This is a genomic window from Thermosynechococcus sp. NK55a (assembly GCF_000505665.1).
Lineage (GTDB): Bacteria > Cyanobacteriota > Cyanobacteriia > Thermosynechococcales > Thermosynechococcaceae > Thermosynechococcus.
Genome location: NC_023033.1, coordinates 1,165,929 through 1,190,521, shown reverse-complemented (window position 1 = coordinate 1,190,521; position 24,593 = coordinate 1,165,929). Strand labels below are relative to the sequence as shown.

The 24,593-nt window shown below is 53.7% G+C and carries 25 protein-coding genes; 10 read left to right on the top strand and 15 right to left on the bottom strand.

Going from position 1 to position 24,593, the window contains the following annotated elements; all coding sequences use genetic code 11:
- Positions 1 to 77: 77 nt before the first annotated feature.
- From NK55_RS05740 to NK55_RS05710, 7 genes are all read right to left on the bottom strand, one after another.
- Positions 78 to 539 (bottom strand): tRNA (cytidine(34)-2'-O)-methyltransferase, encoded by a 462-nt coding sequence (locus NK55_RS05740; protein WP_041429098.1) that lies wholly within the window; start codon positions 537 to 539, stop codon positions 78 to 80.
- A 27-nt stretch (positions 540 to 566) separates the two neighbouring features.
- A complete protein-coding gene (lpxA, locus tag NK55_RS05735; RefSeq protein WP_041429611.1) occupies positions 567 to 1,373 on the bottom strand; it encodes an acyl-ACP--UDP-N-acetylglucosamine O-acyltransferase in 807 nt (268 codons plus the stop codon).
- 12 nt (positions 1,374 to 1,385) lie between these two features.
- Positions 1,386 to 1,847, bottom strand: coding sequence for a 3-hydroxyacyl-ACP dehydratase FabZ (gene fabZ / locus NK55_RS05730; protein ID WP_011057628.1), 462 nt, complete (start codon positions 1,845 to 1,847; stop codon positions 1,386 to 1,388).
- 61 nt (positions 1,848 to 1,908) lie between these two features.
- Positions 1,909 to 2,766: a UDP-3-O-acyl-N-acetylglucosamine deacetylase gene (gene lpxC, locus NK55_RS05725; RefSeq protein ID WP_024124831.1), complete on the bottom strand. Its 858-nt coding sequence runs from the start codon at positions 2,764 to 2,766 to the stop codon at positions 1,909 to 1,911.
- An 11-nt stretch (positions 2,767 to 2,777) separates the two neighbouring features.
- Entirely contained in the window at positions 2,778 to 4,805 is a 2,028-nt protein-coding gene (locus NK55_RS05720; protein ID WP_041429097.1) for a BamA/TamA family outer membrane protein, read from the bottom strand.
- A gap of 115 nt (positions 4,806 to 4,920) precedes the next feature.
- The gene (locus tag NK55_RS05715) at positions 4,921 to 5,502 is read right to left on the bottom strand and encodes a thioredoxin family protein (RefSeq protein WP_041429096.1); all 582 of its coding nucleotides are present in this window, start codon (positions 5,500 to 5,502) and stop codon (positions 4,921 to 4,923) included.
- Positions 5,503 to 5,691: 189 nt separating this feature from the next.
- Positions 5,692 to 5,928, bottom strand: coding sequence for a hypothetical protein (locus tag NK55_RS05710; protein ID WP_157869668.1), 237 nt, complete (start codon positions 5,926 to 5,928; stop codon positions 5,692 to 5,694).
- 180 nt (positions 5,929 to 6,108) lie between these two features.
- Between NK55_RS05710 and surE the strand changes: the two genes are divergently transcribed.
- Positions 6,109 to 6,906, top strand: a complete 798-nt coding sequence (surE, locus tag NK55_RS05705) for a 5'/3'-nucleotidase SurE (protein WP_024124827.1) — start codon at positions 6,109 to 6,111, stop codon at positions 6,904 to 6,906.
- Here the strand turns inward: surE and xth are convergent.
- Positions 6,892 to 7,677 carry an exodeoxyribonuclease III gene (xth, locus tag NK55_RS05700; RefSeq protein WP_041429095.1) on the bottom strand — a complete coding sequence of 262 codons (786 nt, stop codon included), beginning with the start codon at positions 7,675 to 7,677 and terminating at the stop codon, positions 6,892 to 6,894. The two genes, surE and xth, sit on opposite strands and share 15 nt — an antisense overlap.
- 102 nt (positions 7,678 to 7,779) lie before the next feature.
- Here xth and NK55_RS05695 point away from each other — a divergent pair, with 102 nt between their 5' ends.
- Positions 7,780 to 9,219: a DUF3084 domain-containing protein gene (locus NK55_RS05695; RefSeq protein WP_024124825.1), complete on the top strand. Its 1,440-nt coding sequence runs from the start codon at positions 7,780 to 7,782 to the stop codon at positions 9,217 to 9,219.
- A 118-nt stretch (positions 9,220 to 9,337) separates the two neighbouring features.
- Entirely contained in the window at positions 9,338 to 10,405 is a 1,068-nt protein-coding gene (gene cax / locus NK55_RS05690) for a calcium/proton exchanger (RefSeq protein WP_024124824.1), read from the top strand.
- On the opposite strand, the gene NK55_RS05685 is transcribed toward cax, so the two are convergent.
- Positions 10,402 to 11,247, bottom strand: coding sequence for a transglutaminase family protein (locus NK55_RS05685; RefSeq protein ID WP_024124823.1), 846 nt, complete (start codon positions 11,245 to 11,247; stop codon positions 10,402 to 10,404). The two genes, cax and NK55_RS05685, sit on opposite strands and share 4 nt — an antisense overlap.
- Before the next feature lie 646 nt (positions 11,248 to 11,893).
- Positions 11,894 to 12,199 (bottom strand): DUF3155 domain-containing protein, encoded by a 306-nt coding sequence (locus NK55_RS05680; RefSeq protein WP_041429094.1) that lies wholly within the window; start codon positions 12,197 to 12,199, stop codon positions 11,894 to 11,896.
- Positions 12,200 to 12,316: 117 nt separating this feature from the next.
- On the opposite strand from NK55_RS05680, the gene NK55_RS13480 reads away from it, so the two are divergent.
- Both NK55_RS13480 and NK55_RS05670 read left to right on the top strand, forming a co-directional pair.
- Complete coding sequence (locus tag NK55_RS13480) at positions 12,317 to 12,607, top strand: hypothetical protein (protein ID WP_071823297.1); 291 nt, start codon at positions 12,317 to 12,319, stop codon at positions 12,605 to 12,607.
- Positions 12,608 to 13,810, top strand: coding sequence for an anion transporter (locus tag NK55_RS05670; protein WP_024124821.1), 1,203 nt, complete (start codon positions 12,608 to 12,610; stop codon positions 13,808 to 13,810).
- On the opposite strand, the gene NK55_RS05665 is transcribed toward NK55_RS05670, so the two are convergent.
- Both NK55_RS05665 and NK55_RS05660 read right to left on the bottom strand, forming a co-directional pair.
- Positions 13,807 to 14,085, bottom strand: coding sequence for a hypothetical protein (locus NK55_RS05665; RefSeq protein WP_024124820.1), 279 nt, complete (start codon positions 14,083 to 14,085; stop codon positions 13,807 to 13,809). The two genes, NK55_RS05670 and NK55_RS05665, sit on opposite strands and share 4 nt — an antisense overlap.
- Before the next feature lie 68 nt (positions 14,086 to 14,153).
- On the bottom strand, positions 14,154 to 14,378 hold the full coding sequence (locus tag NK55_RS05660; protein WP_024124819.1) for a hypothetical protein: 225 nt from the start codon (positions 14,376 to 14,378) through the stop codon (positions 14,154 to 14,156).
- A gap of 435 nt (positions 14,379 to 14,813) precedes the next feature.
- Between NK55_RS05660 and NK55_RS05655 the strand changes: the two genes are divergently transcribed.
- A complete protein-coding gene (locus tag NK55_RS05655) occupies positions 14,814 to 16,511 on the top strand; it encodes an N-acetylmuramoyl-L-alanine amidase (RefSeq protein ID WP_051372798.1) in 1,698 nt (565 codons plus the stop codon).
- On the opposite strand, the gene rfaE1 is transcribed toward NK55_RS05655, so the two are convergent.
- On the bottom strand, positions 16,508 to 17,530 hold the full coding sequence (gene rfaE1 / locus NK55_RS05650; RefSeq protein WP_024124817.1) for a D-glycero-beta-D-manno-heptose-7-phosphate kinase: 1,023 nt from the start codon (positions 17,528 to 17,530) through the stop codon (positions 16,508 to 16,510). The two genes, NK55_RS05655 and rfaE1, sit on opposite strands and share 4 nt — an antisense overlap.
- Before the next feature lie 165 nt (positions 17,531 to 17,695).
- Here rfaE1 and glmM point away from each other — a divergent pair, with 165 nt between their 5' ends.
- Positions 17,696 to 19,066 carry a phosphoglucosamine mutase gene (gene glmM, locus NK55_RS05645; RefSeq protein ID WP_024124816.1) on the top strand — a complete coding sequence of 457 codons (1,371 nt, stop codon included), beginning with the start codon at positions 17,696 to 17,698 and terminating at the stop codon, positions 19,064 to 19,066.
- Positions 19,067 to 19,121: 55 nt separating this feature from the next.
- Entirely contained in the window at positions 19,122 to 20,054 is a 933-nt protein-coding gene (locus NK55_RS05640) for a methylenetetrahydrofolate reductase (RefSeq protein WP_041429607.1), read from the top strand.
- On the opposite strand, the gene NK55_RS05635 is transcribed toward NK55_RS05640, so the two are convergent.
- On the bottom strand, positions 20,008 to 20,292 hold the full coding sequence (locus tag NK55_RS05635) for a DUF427 domain-containing protein (RefSeq protein ID WP_024124814.1): 285 nt from the start codon (positions 20,290 to 20,292) through the stop codon (positions 20,008 to 20,010). The genes NK55_RS05640 and NK55_RS05635 overlap by 47 nt on opposite strands.
- 32 nt (positions 20,293 to 20,324) lie before the next feature.
- Positions 20,325 to 21,047 carry an ABC transporter ATP-binding protein gene (locus NK55_RS05630; RefSeq protein ID WP_024124813.1) on the bottom strand — a complete coding sequence of 241 codons (723 nt, stop codon included), beginning with the start codon at positions 21,045 to 21,047 and terminating at the stop codon, positions 20,325 to 20,327.
- Positions 21,048 to 21,207: 160 nt separating this feature from the next.
- On the opposite strand from NK55_RS05630, the gene NK55_RS05625 reads away from it, so the two are divergent.
- Positions 21,208 to 22,359 carry a polysaccharide biosynthesis/export family protein gene (locus NK55_RS05625; protein ID WP_024124812.1) on the top strand — a complete coding sequence of 384 codons (1,152 nt, stop codon included), beginning with the start codon at positions 21,208 to 21,210 and terminating at the stop codon, positions 22,357 to 22,359.
- 16 nt (positions 22,360 to 22,375) lie between these two features.
- Positions 22,376 to 24,586, top strand: a complete 2,211-nt coding sequence (locus tag NK55_RS05620) for a polysaccharide biosynthesis tyrosine autokinase (protein ID WP_024124811.1) — start codon at positions 22,376 to 22,378, stop codon at positions 24,584 to 24,586.
- Positions 24,587 to 24,593 lie beyond the last annotated feature (7 nt).

Here is a 24,593-nt window from a genome sequence, read left to right as displayed (position 1 = left end):
TCAGTACAACCGTAAACTACACCCGAAAGGGAAGGGCGAGGATCAGGAACGAGATGCGCGCTTTGATATGGTAGTCATCAAGCAGTTGAGGAATAGAGTTGGCGGTAAACTTCCATGAGGGCGATCGCCACCGATGCCGAGAGGTTCAGACTGCGGACAGCAGGCTGCCACATGGGAATTTTGAGGAAGGCATCGCAGCTGGCTAAAACATCAGCAGGAATACCATCGGGTTCACTGCCGAAGACCAGCCAATCGCTCTCAGTGAAGGTGAAGTCCCAGTAAATCTGCTGGGCGGCAGGTTCAAAGGCAATTAAGCGGCCGTGGCGGTGGGCTGTTTTCAGAAATGTTGCCCAGTCGGGGTGGCAATACAAGGTGACGTAGGGCCAATAGTCTAGACCGGCGCGCTTGAGGTAGCGATCGCTGAGTTCAAACCCTAAGGGTTCAATCAGGTGCAGCGGTGTCTGGGTGGCAGCACAGGTGCGGGCAATATTACCGGTATTGGGGGGAATTTGGGGATGGACAAGCACCACAGCAGGCATGGCATTGAGCAAGTGGCAACTAGAGACTTAATCCGTCGTTGCCCGACCACCGGGGGTTAAGCCCCGCCGTCCCTCTTCGCGGGCATAGGTTAAAAAGCGCTGCAGATGCTCTAAATGCTCAGAAGGGGGTAGGGTTGCCAATTGGGCGATCGCCTGGGCAAGGGGCAACTCCCGGCGATAAAGAATGCGAAAGGCTTCCTTGAGGTCGCGCATTTCTGCCTCTGTAACACCTGCCCGCCGCAGTCCCACCTGATTGAGAGCACGAACCCGTGCCGGATGACCTTCCACCAGCATATAGGGAGGCACATCCCGATCCACCCGTGCCATGGCTCCCACCATCGCCAAGCGACCAATATGGACAAACTGGTGAATACCCACCATACCCCCAATGCGCGCCTTTGATTCAATGCAAACATGGCCAGCGATCGAGGCGGCATTCGTAATCACCACCTGATCCTCAATCACGCAATCATGGGCTACATGAACATAGGCCAGGAGCAGATTGTGGTTACCAATAATTGTGGCATCCCCTTCACCATTGGCGCGGTTAATGGTCACGAACTCGCGAATCGTGTTGTAATCACCAATGCGCAGGGCACTATTGGCACCCGTATATTTTTGATCCTGAGAGGCAGTGCCGATGATCGCTCCCGGAAAGATACGATTGCCTACCCCCACCTCCGTTGGCCCTTCAATAATCACATGGGCACCAATTTCCGTATGGGCGCCGACGCGCACCTGTTCACCAATCACAGCATAAGGACCGACTCGAACTGTGGGATGCAGTTCAGCACTGGGATGAATGACAGCAGTAGGATGGATCAGTGTTTGCATCATTGATTGTGACTAGTCCACCAGCGAGAACATCATCTCGCCCTCACAGACCAATTGACCGTTCACCTCAGCCCGTCCTTGCATTTTGCCGATGCGCTGTTGTTTGACAACAAGAAGCTCCGCCCGCAGAATCAACTGATCTCCGGGGACGACTGGACGGCGAAAGCGCACCTTATCAATGCCCGCAAACACAGAAAGTTTATCCTTTGCCCAGTTCATCTGCATCAGCACAACCCCGCCCACTTGGGCAAGGGCTTCCACAATGAGCACCCCCGGCATGATGGGGCGACCCGGAAAGTGCCCTTGAAAAAAGGGTTCGTTGATTGTGACGTTTTTCAGCCCCACAGCATACTTTTCTGGCACGTAGTCAATGATCCGATCCACCAGCAAAAAGGGGTAGCGGTGGGGGAGCAACTGCTGTAGCTCAGTGACCGTCAGCACAGTGGTTGGTGGGGAATCAGTCAACGTTGGCATAGGGATCGGTGTCGGCTGCAAATTAAAGATATAACCAAATCATAGGGGAGAATGGCTGCCCCTAAACCCTCTGGTGGGCGATCGCCCGGGCCAATTGGGTATGCAGATGATGACTGGCGCGATAGGCCACATAATGGGCGATCGGGGGTGTCCCAAGGAGGGCTAAATCTCCCCAGAGATCGAGTAACTTGTGGCGAACAGGTTCATCGGCAAAGCGTAACGGCGGGTTGATCCAACCACTGGCACTGCACACAAGGGCATTCTCTAAACTGCCCCCTTGAATCAGACCTTGGCTGCGCAGATAGTCCACTTGTTCAGCAAAACCAAAGGTGCGAGCGGGAGCGACCTCCGCTGCTAGTTCTGAGGGCGTAAAACTACACCACTGCCGACCAATCGCCCCATAGGAAAAGTCAATGCCATAGGTGAGGCGCAGCTCAGGAGCAGGAATAGCACTGACAAAGGCGTCTCCTTCGTAAATGGTGACAGGTTCCTTTAAGATGACTGCTGGCCGAGGGGCCTCCTGAGGGACAACACCTACCCTCTGAATGCCTTCTAGCCAAGGTTGTGCCGAGCCATCGAGCACGGGCACCTCAGGACCTGTGATCTGAATCGTGACATTATCAATGCCGGCGATCGCCAGCGCCGCCAATAGATGTTCAACTGTACGCACACTAGCGCCCTTGGCCACCAACTCCGTTGCCAACTGAGTGGACTTCACAGCCTCAATCTGAGCAGGAATGACGGGCTGCCCCTCCAAATCAAGGCGTACAAACTGGCGTCCGGTATTGGCGGATGCCGGCTGAAGGGTGAGCGCAACCCACTGGCCTGAATGCAAGCCCACCCCTGACCATTGGGCAGTGCCAGCAAGGGTCTGTTGAGTTGTTGCCGCCAATGCTGTCGGTCCAGAGGCTGCGCTCATCGATCTTTCTCCTAGAAGCGTTCACCAATACCAAAGCTGAAGACACTACGCCCTTCATTATTCCAGCCAAAGTCAATGCGGATATTCCCCAAAGGCGTATTTACCCGCAGCCCTGCTCCATAACCTAAACCCTCTCCCGGCTTGCCGCGCACAATCCCCGGCTGGCCGGGTACGCTGCTTTGGGTACCGAGCAAACTGGCGCCATCAACAAACAGCGCCCCACCCACAATATTGAAAATGGGAAAGCGATACTCCACGGTCCCCTGCACAAAGGCACGTCCAGAACCGATCGCCCCCTCTTCCCAACCGCGCACCGAGTTAGCACCCCCTAAGGTAAAGGATTCATAGGGGGGCAAATCGCCAAAAATGTTCCCCGCTTGAATATTGAAGGCAAAGGTTTGCGGCCCCTCAATGCGCAGAAACTTCACTGGGATATAGAAGCTATAGCTACCCCGCACCCGACTCATCAAGATGCTACCCGCACCAATGGGAAGCGACTGATCCACACCTAGGCGGATCACTTGGCCACTGGTGGGACGCAGGGGATCATTGCGCAAGTCCCGCAGAATCGCCGCTTGTACCGTAAACAGATCATTGAAGCCACGACAGACGCCGTTGTCTGGAAAGGTTAAACAGTTGCCTAAGGCATCGGTATTAAAGCGAGTAAAACCGCCGTCTAGGGATGTGACGCGTTGATATTGCAAGCCAAGGGAACCGGTCCAAGCGGTACGCACCTGATCGCGATTCTTGGTAAAGGGACGGGTAAAAAAGACCGCAGTACCCAAGCGGTTAATCCGCGGAGAATCCCCATTGGCCAAACGAACATCAATTGGGCCATTACTGAAGGTATAGGGAACCGTCAGGCGGTTGAAGGCACTGACTGTGTAGGAGGTGCGGTAGGGATCCCCTTTAATCCACGGATCGGTGAAGCTAACGTCAAAGAGAAATTCCCCTTCAGTCCCCCCTTGGGCTTCCGCACTAAATTTCCAGTTGCGGCCAAAGAGGTTGTTTTGCTGGAATGCTACGGTTCCAAATAGACCTGCGGCCGAGCTATAGCCCGCCCCCGCAGAGACACTGCCCGTATTGCGCTCTTTGATATTGAGAATCAAGTTCACCTTGCGGGGATCCTGGCCGGGTTCAAGGGCAACTTGCACATCCTCAAAAAGTCCCAGTTCAAAGAGGCGTCGCAAGTCTGCCTGCACTGTCTTTTGGTTAAGGACTACCCCGGGTTGGGTGTCCATTTCCCGGCTAATTACAAAGTCGCGGGTACGTTGTTTCGTGGGCTCCCCTTCTTTATTTAGAAAGCGATAGGTGACCTGTTCAACCACCCCCTCAGCTACCTGCAACGTCACCACACCATCGGGATCGATTTGGGGGGTGCCAACGACTTGACCCAAAATATAGCCCTTATCCCTATAGAAGGTGTTAATTTTTTCAATTCCAGCCTGTAGCTCCCGGAGATTGAGGGTGCGGCCAATTTGCGGCGCAAAGATTTCCTGAACTTTCTCCTGGGGGAGGACTTGGTTGCCCGCTACTTGAACAGCTCGCAGTACCGGATAAGGGCGCACGATAAACGTAATCCGCACACCGAGGGGGGTATCGCTGGGGACGGCATTGACATCAGCAAAAAAGCCCGTAGCAAAGATGGCGTTGGTATCCTGTTGGAGTTGCGTGCGGGTGGTGGTACTGCCCGGTCGAGTGCTAATGACTTGATAGACCAATTGCTCCAGTTCAGGAGTGGCTCCTTCAACCACCACTTCAGCAATCAGCACTTGGGGTTCATCAGCGGGGGGCTGACTCACAGAGGGGGGGATGGGGGGTGCCGCTGGGGGGCTTTCAGGCACAGGCTCTGCCGATGGTAATGTTGGCGATGCTGGCGTCTCAGCGGGTGTGTTGACAGGAGGGGTGGGGGCTGCTTGGCCACGGCTGGGACTCAAAGGACCGAGGGCGATCGCCACCGTTGCTATTGCCACTTTTACGGTTTTCAGGGCAGCCCCCATTGACTGCATTTGCACTGGCAAAAAAAGTTGGTTATTCACTGCTCACACCTAAAAACAATCGCGTCAACACGGCCAAACCCATTGGCATTGATATAACATAGGCCAACGACTGCAAAGCGGCAATAAAAGTGCCCCTCTCTTTCCCTTTCCAGGATTAGCTGTAATAGGCCGGTTCATTCCCCGGTTTCCACTTGATATTACAGCCGAGACTTGGTTTTTGATCCTCGCTGGGGGTTTGACCGGCTAACACGGCATCAATGGCTGCCCGCAAGTCTTTTCCAGTCACCGGTAGGCCATTCTGGGGACGGCTGTCATCAAGTTGTCCGCGATACACAAGCTTGCGATCGCTATCAAAGAGGAAGAAATCCGGTGTACAGGCTGCGGTGTAGGCCTTGGCCGTTTCTTGGCTCTCGTCGTAGCAAAGGGGAAATGTAAACCCTAGCTCCGTGGCCATCGCCCTCAGGGACTCTGGAGCATCATCGGGATAGTTGGCAGCGTCATTGGCACTAATAGCCACAATTCCTAGGCCTGTCTCTTTGTAGTCGCGCCCCAGCTTCGCCAGTTCCTCTTGGACATGCTTTACATAGGGACAGTGGCGACAAATAAACATCACCAGTAGGGCTTTCTTATCGGCAAAGGTGCTGAGGGAAATGGTTTGCCCGCTCACCACATCGGGCAGTTGAAAATCGGGAGCAACGGTACCAAGGGCAAGCATTGTGGACTCTGTCCGGGCCATAAAACCTCCTGAGAACGCTGGCAAGAGTGTTACAAATAGCAATATCGCCCCTAGTGTACTCTGTTGCAAGTGTGCCTCAAAGTGGTGGCAGAAGCGACTCCCCCAAACCCCAACAAACGCAAAAAGCAGCAAGATCACTGCTGCTTAGGGAGCGTAGCTGTTGATTTTTGAACACAGAGGAAAAGTGCTTTAGCCAATATAGCTTTGACGGGAGACGTGCTTCTCGAAGTTAGCTTGGGTTTGATGGAGAAGTTGCTCACGGCTGTCGCCGGCGTGTTTCAGGGCGGGCACCAAATTGCGTGCTTGAAGTGCCATGTGCAGTTGCAAATGGGCAACGTATTCACTGAGGTCTTCACGGAGGAATGGATGACTTTGATGCACAGACACAGTGTTCTCCTTCAACTGATGGTTCAGTAAGCGCCCCATCGATCCTGTCAATCCCTAAAAGCGGTCTTGTCAGGAATGGTGCGTCCAAACTGTTTGGCAGGGTGGGCCACGGAGTGCGCCACTTAACCCTTTTAGAGGTTAACATTTCTCAGGGAGTGTGCTGCAATTTGCAATCAACTGTAATGTTTGGCCAATACTTCAGGATTCAGGGGGCGAGAAATGCGGTTACTTGTTGCCAATGATGATGGGGTCTTTGCCCCCGGTATTCGGGCGTTGGCAGATACACTGGCGATCGCTGGCCATGAAGTGGTGGTCGTGTGTCCGGATCGCGAACGCTCTGCTACAGGGCATAGCCTCACGGTGTTTGATCCGATTCGCGCAGAAGTCGTGAGGGATCTCTTTCACCCCAGGATTAAGGCCTGGGCCTGCTCTGGTACCCCCTCCGACTGTGTGAAGTTAGCCCTGGGTGCTCTCCTAGAGGAACCTCCCGATTTTGTCGTTTCTGGGATTAACCAAGGCTCCAACCTCGGCACAGATATTCTCTACTCCGGCACAGTGTCTGCTGCTATGGAGGGGGTGATTGAGGGCATTCCCAGTATTGCCATCAGCCTCGCCAGTTTCACGGTTCATGACTTTCAGCCGGCCGCTGAGTTTGCCAATCGTCTCCTCAAAGCACTGGAAACCGACCCCCTTCCTCCCAAAATGCTCCTCAATGTCAACGTGCCTGCTTTGCCCGCCAGTGAAATTGCTGGGGTTGTTATTACCCGGCAGGGGATTCGGCGCTACCATGACCTTTTCCAAAAGCGCATTGACCCTCGCGGCAAAACCTACTATTGGCTTGCAGGTGAGGTGGTCGAAGAATATCCCCAAGACCCCAATCAAGCGCCCACGGATGTGGAAGCCATTGCCCAAAATTTGATTAGTATTACGCCACTGACCTTTGATCTCACCTATGGCCAAGGGGTACAGGATTTGACGGGGTGGCTGCCCACCGTACAGCCCCTATTCAATCTCTAGGATCACGGGTGCATGGTCACTGGGCTTGGGTAAGCGCCGAGGGGCAATATCGATGTGACAGTTGCAGGCACGGGCTTTGACACCGGGGGTAATGTAGAGGTGATCAATGCGCCAGCCATGATTGCGGCGAAAGGCACCTGCCCGATAATCCCACCAAGAGTAGTGCCCTGGCGCTTCAGTAAAGTGGCGAAAGGCATCATAGAAGCCAAGATCGCGAATGGCTGCCAGAAGGTTGCGTTCAGCATCGGTGGCCCCCACTTTGGTGGCGCGATCGCTAGCATCAAAGAGGTCCTTATCTTCAGGGGCAATATTAAAATCGCCACAGAGAATCACCTCCCCTTGGGCGGTGAGTTGCTCGAGATAGATATACAGAGTTTTCAGCCAGTGCAGCTTGTAGTGGTATTTCTCACTGTCGTACTCGCCGCCGTTGGGAATATAAACATTCACTAAGATCACCTCAGGGGCCAATTGGGCGCGAATGATTCGTTTTTGTGTATCCAACTCACTGTGGCTGGGTAATTGGGGGGCAAAGCCTGCCTCTACCCCCACAAGGGGCTGACGACTGAGAATGGCCACCCCATTGTAGGCCTTTTGGCCACTACAATAAACTTGATATCCACGATCCAAAAAGGGCTGCCGCGGGAACTCAGCATCTGTGACTTTGGTTTCCTGAAGACAGAGATAGTCCGCCCCAGTACTATCCAACCACTGGCACACCTGGTCAAGGCGGGTGCGAATTGAGTTGACATTCCAAGTAGCAATTTTTGGCATCGCTTGATTGCAGTCAAAGTGGTTTGCCCAAACCGTTATAGGGGTCAGCATCGGCACATACTGTAAAAAGTATAGTTGGGGAGTGGCAGCAGTACCCGAAATATGGCTGGGTATGTTCTCGTCTTGGCGGTGATTATTCTTGGGGGCGCGATCGCCACAGTGGGCGATCGCCTGGGCTCAAAAGTGGGCAAGGCTCGATTGAGTTGGTTTAATTTGCGGCCCCGACAGACCGCTGTTTTGATCACCATTCTCACGGGGAGCTTAATTTCTGCCTCCACTTTGGCCATCCTCTTTGCCCTCAGTCGTGAATTGCGCGATGGTGTCCTGCGCATTGATACGATTCGCCGTCAACAAGCGGCTGCCGAACAGGAACTAGCGGAAACCCGTGCCCAAAAGGACAAAATTGAAGCGGAACTGGCACAATCGCAAATTGAACTGGCCAATATTCGCCAACGCCTCAATCAAACGAACCAAGTGCTAGAGCAGGCCGTCAATCGTCAAACCCTTACAGAAGCAGAACTCAAGCAACTCCAAGACCGCTACACCCAAGCCCAAAAAAACCTCGAGAACTTTGAAGCCCAAGGGGCACGCCTGCGGCAGGAAATCCAGCGCCTGCAACGGGAGCGACAAGCCATCCAAAGTCGCCTCGAGGATGTGGCTGGGCAAAAAGTAGCCCTAGAAACCGCCATTCGCACAGCTCAACAACGCCTTGCCGAAGTTGAAGCCCAAAAGGATCGCCTCCAAGCAGAGATTGAGCGCATTCAGGATCAACTGGCCGTGGCCAATCAGCAGCAGCAGGTGTTACGGAATCAACAGCGTAGTCTTCAGCAGGAAATTGCTGCCCTTGAGGCCAGTCGCCAACGCCTTGAAGAAAACGTGAGCATCCTGCTTTTGGGACTACGGCGGGGGACGATCGCCATTCGCACGGGGCAAGTTTTGGCCTCTGCAGTGATTCAAAATGTCAAAGATCCGGCTCAAGCCACCCAAGTCATTGAGGAACTCCTGCGGGAAGCGCGACGGAATGCCATCGTTCTCAATAGTCCCCAGGACCTCAAGCCAACGGATCAGGTGATTCAAATCACCACCGAAGATGTGCGCCGCCTGCGCAGCCAAATTAGTGATGGTCAGCCCTATGTGGTGCGCATTCTAGCAGCGGCCAATTATCTACAGGGGGAAAGCAATATTCTTGTGGTGCCCCAAGTGGCGCGCAATCAGCAGGTCTTCCGCGAGGGTGAGAATCTGGCCACCATCTCTTTGGATCCCAGCCAGATGACCGATGAGCAGATTTTGCAACGTTTGGATCAGTTATTTACGGTAAGTAATCAACGGGCGATCGCCTCCGGTGTGCTCCCAGATCCGGTCACTGGCACTGTTGGCTCGTTTCGCCAAATTGAACTGGTGAAATTTGTCCTTGACCTCAAGGATCACCAAGGGACGGTTGATATTAGTGCAGTCACTCCCACCTCGGTTTATACCGCTGGCCCGCTCACCCTCTCCCTTGTCGCCCGCCAAAATCAGCGAGTGATCCTCCGCAGTGGCTAGGTGCTGACCCGATTTCTCGCCCCTTGGCGTGGAGCTATAAAACCACAGGCTAGGATAATAAAACCACAGGCTAGGATAGAGAAAATTTTTCTTTTTTCACCATGTAAGGGGTGCCCCCATGAGGCGACTGGTTTCGATTGGTTTCTTGATATTTATTCCCCTTTCCGTTGCTGCGGAAAAACTGGAATGGGGCGCTCTCACCGTCTTTATTTTGGCAGCACTGGCGATCGTGCCCTTAGCGATTTGGTTGAGCACCGCCACAGAAGAGGTGGCGCTGGCCACGGGTCCGACGATCGGTGGCCTCTTGAATGCCCTCTTTGGCAATGCCACCGAACTCATTATTGCTATTGTGGCGCTGCGAGCGGGTTTAGTGGATATTGTCAAAGCCAGTATTACGGGAACCCTGATGGCGAACCTTTTGCTGGTGATGGGGCTATCCATGTTGCTGGGGGGCATTCGCTACAAGGAACAATCCTTTGCCCCAGTGGTGGCACGGGTGAATGCCTCCTCGATGACGGTGGCGATCGCTGCCATTCTTTTACCAGCAATGGTGATTTACACCTCCGATAGAGTGCCGCCAACCGCAGTTTCCCAAATGTCAGTTGTGGTATCCATCATTCTGGTTCTGGTTTATGGGCTCACGTTACTCTTTTCCCTGAAAACCCACAGCTATCTTTACGATGTTAGTGAGGTGGAACTAGGGGGCGTGGAAGGACACTACGAAAGGCCCAACCTACCCCTTTGGATCAATGTTCTTATCATTGCCACCATTGGGGTGGCCTTTGAGTCAGAAATCTTTGTTGGTGCTGTCGAGGAGGCAACGGCGGGACTGGGTTTGACGCCCCTATTTACTGGGGTCATCCTCTTGCCATTGGTGGGTGGTGCAGCGGAATATGTGACCGCTGTGGGGGTTGCCCTGAAAAACAATATGGATCTGTCCGTTTCCATTGCCTTGGGTTCATCCCTTTTGGTGGCGCTTTTGGTGGCACCGGTTCTTGTGCTCATTGGCCAGTTCATTGGTCAGCCGATGGATTTGAACTTTAGCCTTTTTGAGGTGGTGACGGTGATTATTGCGGTTGTAATTGCCAATGTGATTAGCCTAGATGGCCGCTCCAACTGGCTAGAGGGAGCGCTGCTTTTGGCCACCTATGGGATTCTCGGCACCGCCTTTTTCTTCCATACCTAGGAGAGGCGCTGAATCTGTAGTTGATAGGTCATGGTTGAGGTGACCCCCTGTCCCCGTAGGGCACCTTCAATGGGGGCAGCATCCGCCGGATCAGCGGCAGCCACAAGGGCAATGTGGCGATCGCTCACCGCTAGGCCGTGGGTGGGATCATAGCCCCGCCAGCCTGCCCCCGGCAAATACACTTCCACCCAAGCATGGAGGTGCCGTTCAGGATTATCCAAGTCTCCTTCCTGATAGCCACTGACAAACCGCGCCGCTAGGCCCACCGCCCGACAGGCATGGATAAACAAGACTGCCATATCGCGACAGGAACCCATTTGTTTTGCCCAAGTGACACAGGGGGGCCAAGGGGCACCGGTTTCACGAATTTGGTGCTGACACGTACGGTAAATTTTGTTATTGAGATCGCTGAGAAATGTGAGGACATGGCGATCGCCACTGGCTAAAACTTGCCAAGCCAGTTCATAGGCAACCGGATCCACTGGCAGTGATAGATAGGGATGCAGGCTAGTTGCCAGCCGCTGCGGATAGTTAAAAGGGAGTGTGATTGCCCATGATTCGAGCAAATAGTTAAAGGGGTTGGCGCAATAGGTTTCTACTTCAGAAGTGACCTGAATCGTTAGGGAAGCAGTGGGCTGCGGTAACCACCAGTAGCGCTGAATGTGATTGCCATGGACATCGAGGACAGGACTGTGACCTTGGGGAGTCGGTAAAATTTGCAGGGAGAGCGATCGCAGGCGTTGGTGGCCATCACTGCGGGGAATCAAGCGCAAATCGTGGGGGGCAAGAGCAACGGCAGCGCTGTAGGTGTAGGTGGTTTGATGATAAATGCGGTATTGCATTTTAATTTTCTTGGTTAAAAAACATAAAATCTGTTGTTCTATGGCTTGACTTTATCACTTTTTGTGGTAATGGTTGGACATCTCCTCGCTCATCTCATTTAAGGATCACTGTGGTTTTCATCATTCCTATCATCTTCCCAGCAGTAGCAGCGGCCGCTGCTAGCGAAGGCTGGTGTAAAATTCAAGAAGCCGAGAAGAAAGTTGAAAGTTGAACAAGCAGGGCAGGACAACGCTGCCAAGGTCAACAAGTACAATTCTGTAAAGTATTCTACCCAAAGCCAACTGAGTGAATATGAGCTTTTAGAGACATGAGTAAAATACGCTCAAACCAGCCCCTTTAGCCAGCTAGCGGATTTGGCAAAGTCAAGGACTATCTCAGGGATCCTGACCACGTTTGGGAGTGATCAGCCTTTATAAACCTTTACAAAAAGGAAGCCGCCCGAACCAATAACTGTCCAGGCGGGGTGTGGTGTGAGGAGTGAACGGAAACGTGTGTCTCCGCTATTTCTATTTTATGAGGACAGTTTCCAAATTGCCATAAGTAAATGGCGCAAAAAGATCAAAGCTTGGGCCTCTCACCACCAAAGCAAAAAGAGCCAAGAGCAAGTCCTGACTCCCCCTAAAAAGGATGCTTGTAAAAAACAGCCTAGCGGGTGGTGGCTGCCATTTTTTCTTCTGCAAGTTCCCTTAGGCTAGGGAATAAAAAGTGGTTTTCTTCAACGTACTGCGCACCAAACAAGCCCTTTTCTGCCCAGAAGTAGCGATCGGTGGTGTGCTCATTCCGCTTAACAAGAACTAAAGCGGGCGGGGTGATCCCCTTAGCTTGAATGAATTTTCGGGCCGCTGTCACGGGTTTATCTTCGCCACTTTCGATGCTATATTGAGGTACGCACTCAAGGATTTTGCGCCCTTCGAGACGCCGCCGGCTCTTCCGCTTCCGTCTTCTGGCCAAGTTGCCTTACCTCCTTTGCCTTCAAAGTACTGTGATTGAGTTTACAAAAGTTGCCCTTTAGTATATCTGGTGTATCCTAGAATTTCAACTTTCCTTAATTTATCGCAACACGATTTATTGACGGGACAACGATCCCCCGCTGCGGATCAACGCTTTGCTGATCCCGGTGCCCCTACCTGCCCCCCCAGCCAATGGGCTACCCTAGAGAACAACTGTCTAAGCTGCCAAACCCCTATGATGATCCAACGCTTAGTGCAACGGGTGCTCGAAACCCAAGTATTAACCTCAGCTATTGAAAACCAAATTTCCCAACTGCTGTGGAAGCGGGAATATGATGGCGATGATCTTGCGGCCCTTGGGGAATTGCTTGATGCCCTAGAGGCCAAGAAAATTCAAACCCAACAGTAGGTGTTGGGGTCTCTGCTGCAACTCCTGATTCTCGCCCTCAGCTACGGTGCCTTGGCCCTTGGGGGGGTGCCGGGGCTAGACATGAATCGCGCCACGATCGCCCTTGTGAGTGCGGCTCTGTTGATTGCCGTAGGGGCGATTGATCTACCCACTGCATGGCAAGCGATTGATCCCCAAACCATCGTGTTCTTGCTCAGCATGATGATTGTGAATGCCTATCTCGGCTTGAGCGGCTTTTTTCAAATAGCGATGGTGACCGTGGTGCGCTTTAGTGGCAGTCCCTTGGGGTTGCTGGTGTTTCTCACCGTGGCGACGGGAATACTATCGGCGGTCTTTCTGAATGATACCCTTGCCCTTGTAACGACGCCTTTAACCCTGCGCATTACCCATGTCTTGGGTTTGAATCCAGTACCCTACCTGCTGGCGATCGCGGGGGCAACCAATATCGGCTCTGTAGCCACCCTTAGCGGCAACCCCCAAAATATTCTCGTGGGATCGTTTTCCGAGTTGGGGTACCTTCCGTTTGCCCAAGTGATGGTACCCATTGCAGGGCTGGGCTTAGGTCTGCAAGTGATTTGGTTGGGCTGGCTCTATCCGGAGGTGCGATCGCGCCAACCTTTTACGTTAGCTACGCTCCAAGCGGTGCCGGTGCAAAAAGGGTTACTCCACAAGACCCTGATTGTCTCTGGGCTGATGTTTTTGGCCTTTGTGCTGGGCTTTCCCTTAGCAGAATCCTCTCTATTGGCAGCAGCGGCTTTACTGGTCACCCGCCGTCTCAAGCCAGAGCGGGTGCTTGCTCAGGTGGATTGGTCACTATTGATTCTGTTTGCGGGTCTGTTTATTCTGACCCGCTGTATGCAAAACCTTGATTTACTGGGCGCTTTGCGCCCTTGGGTGAATCAGCCCTTGGCCCTCGTGGTGATTACAGCACTGCTGTCGAATTTGATCTCTAACGTGCCGACAGTGCTGCTATTAGCGCAGTTTATTCCCAAAGGTGCCGATCAACTCTGGTACCTCCTGGCAGCTACGAGTACCCTCGCGGGGAATCTCACCCTTTTTGGCGCTGTGGCTAATTTGATTACAGTTGAGGCAGCTGCTAGCTCCGGGGAGCGGTTTTCCTTTTGGCAGCACTTGCGCTTTGGTGCTCCACTCACGGTGTTCACGCTGGCGATCGCCACCGTTTGGATTCTCAGTCGAACTTAGGGGCTAGAGGTGGCGTTTGTGGTTCCAGCGGCACTCTCAAAATAGGCCACATCAGACATGATGACAGCAGCATCAGATTCGGGAATAGGCTGAGCTTGACTGAGATAGCCAACACAGCCATTCATCAGGCTATAGACAAAAATGACACCTCCCGCTGAGATGGCCACAAGGCCGCTGGCCAGCAGTAGGGAAAAATCCCGAAGGCGATAAGCACCGTGGAGGAGTCGCACCGACCACAGCACCAATGCCAGTACCAGTAGAAGTAAGATAGCCATATGTAAACTATCTTAACAACTCTCAGGATTTCCCTCATCAATCTTTAGATTCTTCTAATAAATCCTTGCTAGCAAAGTGCCTTTGTCCACTCTATGGTGCAGGTGAGATTGGCGCCATACTGACCGACATGGGTAATTTCCGGCGTATAGGCCTCTAGGACCCGTCCCGTGCGATCGCACATCGTTAGGACGTAATCACAGTGGGGACATTGGGTGTGACTCACGGAACCATAGCGCTGGCGGAGAGCCAATTTACCACAGTGAGGACAGTGAATCGTTTGCATGGTAACCATAGTTAAATAATCCTTAAATTCTTTTTGATGGACACGGACTTGTGATAAAAAGTGCTGCGCAAACTTACGTTTCAAAACAACGAGACCAAAGAAATAGTGTTGCGCAACATTAAGAAAATTTATGAGAGGGGATGCTTTTTATTATGAATGGATTTCCCGGAGATGGCAACGATCCCAATGTTAAAAAATATGCTAATTTGACAGGGATCAAAGGATTCCATAAGTGGCCTAAGAGAGAATTTCTTCTCTTTGTCTGAGAAGTGATTGACTTTTATAACAGTCCTTTCCACAAGGATGAAGCAGGATCACAATTAGGTAAAACAGCCTCATAGGCATCCCGCATTTTAGATAAAGAGCTGTAATCTGAAGAAAAGGTTAAGGAAGGTATGAGGGTTGGGGGTGAATAGGTTGAGTTTGAGTTTCCTGAGTGCACTCATGGTGGGTTCACTCCAGCCAGCAAGAGCGCAGGGTTCCCTACAAGTGGTTTATCCGCCGCGGGAGCACACCACCAGTGCCCCCCAGATTTTCTTTATTGGTACAGCCCCACCCCAGGTCGCAGTGACGCTCAATGGTCAAGTGATTGGCGATCGCTCGCCAGCGGGACACTTTGCCCCCAGTCTTCCTCTGCAACCCGGATTGAATCGCATCATTCTCCAAGGGGGAAATCAACGCCTTGAGTTTGCCATTACCCGCGCTGTGCCCGAAATACCGACCAGTCCACAACCCCTAGAGCCAACAGCTGATTTAGTGCGGCTAGCCAATGACATTGTTTGCTTTACCGCTGCTGCCCCCGGCGATCGCGCCGTTGAAGTTCAAGTGGGTCAGCGCATTCTGCCCCTAGAACCCCTACCCCCCCAAGTGCAACTGCCCTCTAATCTTGCTGCACTGATTCATCAAGCCGATGTGGTCACTACTCGCCCTTCCTTGTACCGCAACTGCCTGCAATTGACCCAGGTGGGGGACTATGGCCCAATTCAATGGCGATTTGCAAGCCAGCGCCAACTGGGTGCCCGCATTCGTGTGGCTGAGCCGACGCACTTACCCGTTGTTGAAGTCAACCGCTCCCTTGGGGGCGTAGCACGCACTGGGCCGAGCACCGATTATTCACGGCTGACGCCCCTGCCAGTGGGAACGCGAGCACGGGTGCGAGGACAAACGGGGGATTGGCTGCATCTGGACTATGGGGGTTGGATCCGCGCCGAGGAAGTGCGCTTCCTTTCTAGTGCTCTGCCGACAACAGCCACCATTCGCAGTATTACCAGTCGTCAGCGGGCGGGTTGGACAGAAATCAGCTTTCCTTTAGATGTGCCGGTGCCAATTGCCATTCAGCAGGGCGATCGCCAGTTCACGCTGACGCTCTACAACACGATTCCCCAAACCGACATCATTCGCCTCGATGCTGATCCTGTCATCCAGCGCCTTGATTGGTCCCCCCTTGATCAGCAACGGGTGGCGTATCGGTTTACGCTTCATCATCGCCAACAGTGGGGCTATCGCGTCGCCTATGAAGGGAATCGGCTGCTGCTGCAACTGCGCCATCCACCACAACTCCAGCGGGGCACACAACCCCTGCGGGGGATTAAAATCCTCATCGATCCTGGCCATGGCGGGCCTGAGGACCTGGGGGCACGGGGTCCCGATGGTACCCCAGAAAAGGTTGTCACATTAACACTGGCAAAAAAACTGGCACCGGAGCTAGAACGCCTTGGGGCAACGGTCATTTTAACGCGCACAGAGGATATTGATCTGGACTTGCTCGATCGCAGTCTCGCCATTGAATCAGCCCAACCCACCCTTGCTCTCAGCTTGCACTACAATGCTCTTCCCGATGCTGGCGATGCCCGCCATACCCAAGGGATTGGCGCCTTTTGGTATCACCCTCAAAGCCACGACCTTGCGGTTTTCCTAGAGAGTTACTTAACTCAGCGACTGCGGCGGCAGCACTACGGTGTGTTTTGGAATAACCTTGCCCTGACTCGTCCGACAATTGCCCCTGCGGTGTTGCTAGAACTGGGCTTCATGATTCACCCCGAAGAGTTTGAGTGGATTGTTAACCCCCAAGCCCAAGGTGAGCTTGCCCGCACCCTTGCCCAAGGCATTCTTGAATGGTTGCAGCAGGCAACGCGGCACTAATCTTCGAGCAAAGAGTGAAGGGCTGCCGCCATCTCTGCAGTGGATGTGGTGGCTGTACCAAACTGGCGTACGACAATACTGGCGGCTAAATTGCCTAAAACTGCCGCCTCCCAAAGACTAGCACCCGCCACAAGGGCAAGGGTTAAAGCAGCCACAACCGTATCGCCTGCACCAGTCACATCAAAGACATCTGTGCGGTTAAAGGCGGGCAAATGATAGGGCGCTGCCTCCCGGCTAAAGAGACTCATACCAGCATCCCCCCGCGTAATCAGCATATATTTAGCCCCTGTCAAATCCAGCAGGTCTTCCCCCGCTTGCAGGACCTCCGCCTCCGTCCGAATTGGGTAGCCCACCGCTGCCTCTGCCTCTGGCAGGTTCGGTGTAAATAGGAAAGCACCGCGATAGCGGGCTAAATCCCGTTGGGTATCAACAATTGTGCGCTGATGCTCTAAGGCGGCGGCAATCACGGGGGGCGTAAAGACACCATCCCCATAGTCGGAGCAAACTACCGCATCGGCAGTTCCGAGCTGCTCGCGAATGAAGGCAGCTAGGGCTTCCTGAAGGGCCGGGGAGGGGAGATCATCGGATTTGCGATCGACGCGGACAATTTGCTGGGTCACCGACTGGCGAGCATGGCCTGAAATACGCGTTTTTGTCACTGTGGGGCGATCGCTCTCCTTCAAGATGCCCCGCGTATCAATCCCTGCCTCCTGAAAAATGCCACAGAGTGCTTCTCCCTGGGGATCTGTACCCACAAGACCAACGGCCTGCACCTGAGCGCCCAGCTTGGCCAAATTGTAGATAGCGTTGGCACCGCCGCCGGGGACTTGGCGGGTAAACTCATGGCGCAAAATCAGCACAGGGGCTTCCCGTGAGAGGCGCTCCACCTGCCCTGTAAGGAATTCATCGAGGGTGAGATCTCCCACCACTAGTACCCTTGCTGAAGAAAAGGACTGCAAAAGGTGTAGGAGTCGCCCTTGGCAAGATTGCAATTGTTGGCGCAGGTCGGGTGGTAACATTTTGCTTCGCCTCAATTCCCGCTGATCCAGAATACTCCTGTGGGGGAAAGTGTATAGAGATGCTATAGTCCAGAGATAGTGAATAAATGTTACAAATCCTCCTCTGCATAGCTAAGGGAATCGACTAGAAAATTGCGAGTGTTGGTGTGGCGTGAGGAATTAACCATGACTGGGCAGCAGCCGATTCGGTTTGGAACCGATGGCATTCGTGGACGGGCGGGAGAGTTGCTAACCCCCAACTTGGCCTTGAGCTTGGGATACTGGGTGGGGGAAGTCCTGCGGCAAACAACAGATGCACCCCAGCGCCCCTTTATCATTGGTCAAGACTCCCGCAACTCCAGTGATATGTTGGCCACCGCCTTGGCCGCAGGGTTAACTGCCGCTGGTTTTGAGGTGTGGCATGTGGGCCTGTGTCCGACCCCTTGTATTGCCTACCTAACGACCACCACAGAAGCCATTGGGGGTGCTATGATTTCCGCCAGTCATAATCCCCCCGCCGACAACGGCATTAAGATTTTTGGCAGTGATGGCAGCAAACTGAGCCCTGATCTGCAGAAAGCCATTGAAGCCCACTTAAATGCTGGCCTATCGCTCCCCCATACCGAACATTGGGGACATTTGCATCATCGCCCCGAACTGCTCCAGCGCTATCGCCATGCGGTGCAAGCCCCCCTTCAGGATCGTCAACCCCTGCGAGGACTGCGGGTGGTGTTGGATTTGGCCTGGGGATCTGCGGTGGCGGTGGCACCTACGGTCTTCCATGCCCTGGGGGCTGAGGTGATTGCTCTCCACGATCGCGCCGATGGAAATCGGATTAATGTCAACTGTGGCTCCACCCATCTGGAACCCTTGCAGCAGGCTGTCCGTGCAACCCGGGCTGCTATGGGATTTGCCTTTGATGGCGATGCCGATCGCGTGCTGGCGGTGGATAGTCAAGGACGGGTGGTTGATGGCGATCACATTCTCTATTTCTGGGGACAAAAACTCCAGTCGCAGGCACAACTGCCCAAGGATTTAATTGTGGCCACTGTGATGTCGAATCTGGGCTTTGAGCGGGCTTGGCAAGCGCGGGGTGGACAACTGGTACGGGCAGCGGTGGGCGATCAATACGTCCATGCAGAAATGTTGCGCCACGGTGCCATGCTGGGGGGCGAACAGTCGGGACACATCCTCTGCCGCCACTATGGCGTGGGGGGGGATGGCCTGCTCACGGCAGTGCACCTAGCGACCCTAGTTCAGGATTCTGGTCTATCCCTAGCGCAACTGCGAGACCAAAGTTTTACTGCCTACCCGCAAATTCTCCGCAATGTTCGGGTTGAGGATCGTCAGCGGCGGCTTCACTGGCAAGAGTGTGAACCTCTACAACAGATGATTGCCAAAGCGCAACTGGATATGGGCGATCGCGGGCGAGTCTTGGTGCGTGCCTCCGGTACAGAACCGGTTATCCGCGTCATGGTGGAAGCAGAACAGCAGCATATTGCTGATTATTGGACGGAGACACTAGTGCAGACGGTGAGTGCCCATTTGGCCGCCTAGGAAGGGGCACCACGAGTGTGTATGATAGTTGCCTAGTCGCGCTCTAGCCATTTCCTTGTCAGTCTCGCGTTTTCAAGCTGCCTGTGAGCAGGGTGAGTTCCTCATTACCGCCGAGGTGTGTCCCCCCAAGGGTAGGGATGCCAGTACAATGCTGCGCCAAGCAGCCCATCTGAAGGGGAGAGTTCATGCGGTCAATGTCACCGATGGCAGTCGCGCTGTGCTGCGGATGAGTTCTTGGGCAGCCGCCTATTTGTTGCAACAGCAGGGGTTCGAGCCCATTTGTCAAATAGCCTGTCGCGATCGCAACCGCATTGCTCTGCAAGCGGATCTCATGGGCATTGCCGCCCTTGGTTTACGCAATATTTTGGCACTTACGGGTGACCCCGTCAAAGCTGGGGATCATCCCCAAGCCAAGCCCGTCTTTGATTTGGAATCTGTCCGTCTATTGCGCGTCATTGGCCAACTCAATCAGGGGGTAGATAGCGAAGATCGCCCCCTAGCCGATGGAGCGACACATTTCTTTGCCGGTGCTGCCGTCGATCCCCAGTCTGCCAGTTGGTCGGGGCTGCAACAACGGTTTGAGCGTAAATTGGCAGCGGGCGCTCAGTTTTTCCAAACGCAGTTGATTACCGACTTTGGGCGGCTAGCCAAGTTTATGGATCAGATTGCAGCGGGTTGTGGTCGGCCAATTCTTGCAGGAATTTTTCTTCTTAAGTCCGCTAAAAATGCCCTGTTTATCAATCGGGCGGTGCCGGGGGCTTCGATTCCCCAGCACATTATCGATCGGCTAGCGGCAGCGCCTGATCCCCTCGATGAAGGAATAACTATTGCGGCTGAACAAGTCCAACAAGCACGGGAGTTGTGTCAGGGGGTGCACTTAATGGCGGTGCGCCGTGAGGATTTGATTCCTGAAATTCTCAACCGTGCGGGAATTCCTCCCCTTAGCGCGTCACCTGCACCCCTCGCCAAAAGGCCACATAGCCCTTGATATTGGCTGCCGCAGGCTTGGGATCGGGGTAGTACCAGGCCGCATCGCGATTCACTTCGCCATTGACAACAATGGGGTAGTAGCTGGCTGTGCCTTTCCAACCACAAACGGTGTGGGTATCGCTGGGCTGAAAATAGGCCTGATTGAGGGCTTCTGGCGGAAAGTAAACATTGCCCTCGACCACTTCGTAGCGATCGCTCTCGGCCAAGGTCGCACCTTTCCAAACTGCTTTTGCCATGATTTTTACTTTTTTCTCCGCTATTCCCCTTCCTAAGATAAAACGGCTGCCGCCAGTGGGCTAGGGATATTGGGGCGATCGCAACGAATTTGACCGTCGCGAAACTGGATAATGCGGTGGGTGACCGCTGCCACATCGGGTTCATGGGTCACCATAATTACGGTCATGCCGGCGGCATTGAGTTGACCAAAAATAGCCAGGATTTCCGCAGTGGTGTGGCTATCGAGGGCACCGGTGGGTTCATCGGCTAGCAGCAGCAACGGCTGATTGACAATGGCGCGGGCGATCGCCACCCGTTGTTGCTGTCCGCCCGAGAGTTGATTGGGACGATTCTCAAGGCGGTGCCCTAAGCCTACCTGTTCCAAGGCAGCAATCGCGCGATCGCGTCGTTCCTTAGGAGGCACTTGGGCATAGACCATAGGCAGCATCACATTTTCCAGTGCCGTTAGCTGCCCTAGTAAGTAAAACTGTTGAAAGACAAAGCCAATCTTGGCATTGCGGATATGGGCCAGTTCATCATCACTGAGATAGGCCACATCTTGGCCATCGAGAAAGTAGCGGCCAGAGGTCGGGCGATCCAAACAGCCAATAATATTCATCATTGTGGACTTCCCTGACCCCGACGCCCCCATAATGGCACAGTACTCTCCCCGCTGAATTTGCAAATTCACATCCCTAAGGGCGTGCACTTCGGTTTCCCCTTGGCCGTAAACCTTGGAAATGTTCTCTAGACAAATGAGCGGTTGATCTGGCATGACATACTGGGGATGCAGTATTCCCTCCCATTTTAAGCCCTTTTCTCAGACTAGGGCGGCAATCCTGCCATCCATCACGGAGGTTAAACACGTATGGTAGAACAGGGGACAATGGTGTAGGTTACCTGGAAAATTGGGAAGTCAGTGGGGAGAAGCAACGATGGGGTATCGATCCGGGCCAAGGCGACAAAAGACGGCCATCCTGCTAGCGATTGCTGCTAGTGGACTCACCCTTGGGGCGACACTTCTGACACCCCCCTTGGCTACTGCTCAACCAAGGCCCCTCAGCCCAAGCTCCTACAGTTTCACCAGCACTAACCCCCTTCAGGATTACCTCTTGGGTGCGGGGGACGTGCTTTTTATTGAAGTGGTTAACCTTCCACCAAGTGTTACTAGTCAGCGACAATTCACGGTTAATCTGGATGGTTCAGTCACTCTACCGTTGGCAGGGCGAGTGATCGTGGGTGGCTTAACCCTACCTCAAGCGGAGCAGGTGATCCTCAACGCTTACAGTCAAGTCATGCGCTTTCCCGCAGTAACCGTTACATTGCAGACGCCGCGCCCCATGAAGATTTTGGTGGCGGGTGAGGTGAGCCGTCCAGGATCCTATGTTGTTCCTTTTACTTCTGTATCAGCTTCTGCTGTATCAGCTTCTGCCGCTGGTATCGGCCTTCTTTCCGGTGGCCTAACATGGCCTCGCCTGAGCCAAGTCCTTGCTCAAAGCGGTGGAATTACGCAAGAGGCCGATATTCGCAGCATTGAGATCCGTCGCCAACTGGGGAATGGCCAAACGGCAGTCACGAAAATTAATCTTTGGGAGATGATTCAGTCGGGGGATGCCAGTCAAGATATTACCCTGCGCAGTGATGATGTGATTGTGGTGCCCAAGGCAAAGGAAGTGAATGCGGCTGAAGCGATTCGCGTCGCCTCTGCCACCTTTTCGCCGCAGGTGATTCGGGTGCAGGTTGTGGGTGAAGTATTGCGACCGGGCTTGGTCGAAGTACCAGCGAATGCCACCCTCACTCAGGGCATTGGGGCAGCGGGCGGCTTCAATGTGCAACGTGCCAATATGTCTAGGGTGACACTGGTGCGGCTCAATCGCGATGGCACGGTTAGTCGGCGACGGATTCCCTTTAGCTTGGCAGCCCAACCCAATGCCAACAACAATCCTGTATTGCAAGAGGGGGATGTGATTGTGGTGGAACGGTCAGGGCTAACGCAGGTGGGGGATGCCATTGGGAATGCCTTGCGTCCTATTGGTGCATTAGGAACCTTAGGAGTGTTCCTCAACTTAGTTAACGTATTTGATTAAGCATGGTGTACAACTGATGTCACTCCCACAAAAGGTACCCAATTTACGGGTCGTTGATCGCCAGCGCCATCTATCGGGGTTCATCAGCACCACCAAGAGGCAAACCAAGGGTGGAGTGCAGAACTTTGGCGATCGCTGTCGGCGACGATGGCGACTGTTCTCAGGTACGGTTTTGTTCTCATTCTTGGTCATGGGTGGGTATGTTCTCTGGCACCCCGAAATGTACAAGGCCTCCTTTCGCCTCTTGATGGAACCCGTGAGTGAGCCACAAACTCCGCCAATGCCACCACCACGGGAGGGCATTATGGGGACGCTCCCCGCAGACCGTTTGCCCACCCCCTTCCCGCAAACAGATGTGGGATCACAGATTGTTGTTTTGGAAAGTGACAAAGTACTGGCGCCCATTGCCCAAAAACTGCAACAGCAGTACCCCCATTTGACCACACGGGTCTTAGCTGAGCATCTGGAAATTCAACCAGTGGTTAGTTCAGCAACAGGGCAAGCCCCGACAGAAACAAAAGTACTAGAGGTGGCCTATCGCGATCGCCAGCCAGAAATCGTGACCGCAGTGTTAAAGGCTGTTGCCGAAGCATTTGTTGACTACAGTCAGCGCGATCGCCAAGAACAACTCAATCGCACCCTAAAGCAACTCGACAACGACATCAATCAGCACCTGGCAGAATTAGAGCAGCTACAGCGGCAACTCCAAGCCAGCGAAACCCAAGGCACCAGCCTGCAACCCTCAGAGCAACTGCGCTTTTTAACGGAACAGTATCGCCAAATCCATAGCCTGCGCCAAGCCGCTCGCCTTAAGGCCGTGGAAGCCTACGGTCGTTTTCAAGGGTTCCAAGAACAACTCAAGATGACCCCCGCCGAAGCCCTAGCGGCAGCAAATTTGAGTACTTCTCCGGCTTATCAGCAGCAACTGGCACGCATTCAAGAGCTGGATCAAGAAATTGCCAGGAATTTAGCCATTTTTCGGGAAGGAACACCCATCATCCAAGCCCTAGAGGAACAGCGCCGAGTTTTACTAGAGCAATTGCAGGCGATCGCCCGCCAAGTGATTGGTGAGCAATATCCAGTGAATAACCCCACTGCCCTAGGCTTTCAGGGAACAGTCTCACAAACGCTCATTACCAACTACATTACGGCGTGGATTGAGTACGAAAACCAGCGGCGCTATGATGCTGAGCTGGCTGCTCCCCAAGCGGCAATTGCCCAACAATTACAACAACTGAGTGGCCAACTCCCCGCCATTGAGCGCCTTCAAAATCAGATTCGGAGGGCCAATCTCTCCTTAGAGATGCTCAATCAAGCCCGACAGGCGGTCCAACTGCAACTGGCACAGAATCACTTTGCCTGGCAGGTACTGACGGATGTAGAGAATCCTGCTGTCCAACCCACATTCCCACGCTTACTGCTGTTGGTATTAGGGGCGATCGCCAGCCTCCTGTTGGGCGTTTTCGCCGTTTATCTGGCAGATGCTGCTGACCATACGTTTGTCAGTCCAGCCCAGGTGGAAGAAACCCTAGGCGTGCCCCTCCTTGGCAACATTCCCAAGGCAACCCCCCAAATCAATCTGCGCCTAGAGCGCGTCGTCAAGGGCAACGCAGGGTTGTGGCAGGTGACCCAAGTCCTACCCACTGTGGGGGAAGGAATGAAGTTCCAAGAGTCCTTTCACCATCTGTTGGCTAACCTGCAAGCGGTGGGTCTGGGGCAGTCATTGGCCATCATTTCAGCCCTACCCACCGATGGGCGTACCACGGTTGCTCTCCATCTTTCCCTTGCTGCCGCAGGCACGGGTCAGCGGGTTCTGCTCATTGATGGGGATTTGCGCCAACCTAAGATTCACCGCTATCTTGGACTGAGTAATGAACAGGGCTTGGCAGATTGGTTAATTCAGCGGCGACATTGGCATAGTGTTGCCCAGACTCAGCGCGGCCTTGCCATTTTAACGGCCGGGGAGTTGCGGCAGCAGCCGATGCGGCTCCTAAGTCAAGACACGCTGAAGCAATTCATGGCTCACCTCAAAAATTACTTTGATCTGGTGATTGTGGATACACCGCCCTTGGCCAACTTTGCTGATGCCAAACTCTGGTCGGGACTGGTGGATCAGACTCTGGTGGTGGTGAATTTGAAGGCGCCCCGGCAGTCTGTGGGTTTAGCCTTGGCAGATTACAGCTTAGGGAGTGTCAGCCCTCTGGGGGTTGTGGTTAATCTCGCCTGAAGCTAGG

Bases quoted from the DNA above. Each gene is read 5' to 3' on its own strand.
- NK55_RS05660 (WP_024124819.1), bottom strand. From the start codon at position 14,378: ATGGTTACCATGCAAACGATTCACTGTCCTCACTGTGGTAAATTGGCT.
- cax (WP_024124824.1), top strand. From the start codon at position 9,338: ATGAGGCGACTGGTTTCGATTGGTTTCTTGATATTTATTCCCCTTTCC.
- NK55_RS05655 (WP_051372798.1), top strand. From the start codon at position 14,814: ATGGTGGGTTCACTCCAGCCAGCAAGAGCGCAGGGTTCCCTACAAGTG.
- NK55_RS05715 (WP_041429096.1), bottom strand. From the start codon at position 5,502: ATGGCCCGGACAGAGTCCACAATGCTTGCCCTTGGTACCGTTGCTCCC.
- lpxA (WP_041429611.1), bottom strand. From the start codon at position 1,373: ATGCAAACACTGATCCATCCTACTGCTGTCATTCATCCCAGTGCTGAA.
- NK55_RS05625 (WP_024124812.1), top strand. From the start codon at position 21,208: ATGGGGTATCGATCCGGGCCAAGGCGACAAAAGACGGCCATCCTGCTA.
- NK55_RS05740 (WP_041429098.1), bottom strand. From the start codon at position 539: ATGCCTGCTGTGGTGCTTGTCCATCCCCAAATTCCCCCCAATACCGGT.
- NK55_RS05635 (WP_024124814.1), bottom strand. From the start codon at position 20,292: ATGGCAAAAGCAGTTTGGAAAGGTGCGACCTTGGCCGAGAGCGATCGC.
- lpxC (WP_024124831.1), bottom strand. From the start codon at position 2,766: ATGAGCGCAGCCTCTGGACCGACAGCATTGGCGGCAACAACTCAACAG.
- NK55_RS05630 (WP_024124813.1), bottom strand. From the start codon at position 21,047: ATGCCAGATCAACCGCTCATTTGTCTAGAGAACATTTCCAAGGTTTAC.
- surE (WP_024124827.1), top strand. From the start codon at position 6,109: ATGCGGTTACTTGTTGCCAATGATGATGGGGTCTTTGCCCCCGGTATT.
- xth (WP_041429095.1), bottom strand. From the start codon at position 7,677: ATGCCAAAAATTGCTACTTGGAATGTCAACTCAATTCGCACCCGCCTT.
- NK55_RS05685 (WP_024124823.1), bottom strand. From the start codon at position 11,247: ATGCAATACCGCATTTATCATCAAACCACCTACACCTACAGCGCTGCC.
- NK55_RS05620 (WP_024124811.1), top strand. From the start codon at position 22,376: ATGTCACTCCCACAAAAGGTACCCAATTTACGGGTCGTTGATCGCCAG.
- NK55_RS05710 (WP_157869668.1), bottom strand. From the start codon at position 5,928: ATGGGGCGCTTACTGAACCATCAGTTGAAGGAGAACACTGTGTCTGTG.
- fabZ (WP_011057628.1), bottom strand. From the start codon at position 1,847: ATGCCAACGTTGACTGATTCCCCACCAACCACTGTGCTGACGGTCACT.
- NK55_RS05695 (WP_024124825.1), top strand. From the start codon at position 7,780: ATGGCTGGGTATGTTCTCGTCTTGGCGGTGATTATTCTTGGGGGCGCG.
- glmM (WP_024124816.1), top strand. From the start codon at position 17,696: ATGACTGGGCAGCAGCCGATTCGGTTTGGAACCGATGGCATTCGTGGA.
- NK55_RS05665 (WP_024124820.1), bottom strand. From the start codon at position 14,085: ATGGCTATCTTACTTCTACTGGTACTGGCATTGGTGCTGTGGTCGGTG.
- rfaE1 (WP_024124817.1), bottom strand. From the start codon at position 17,530: ATGTTACCACCCGACCTGCGCCAACAATTGCAATCTTGCCAAGGGCGA.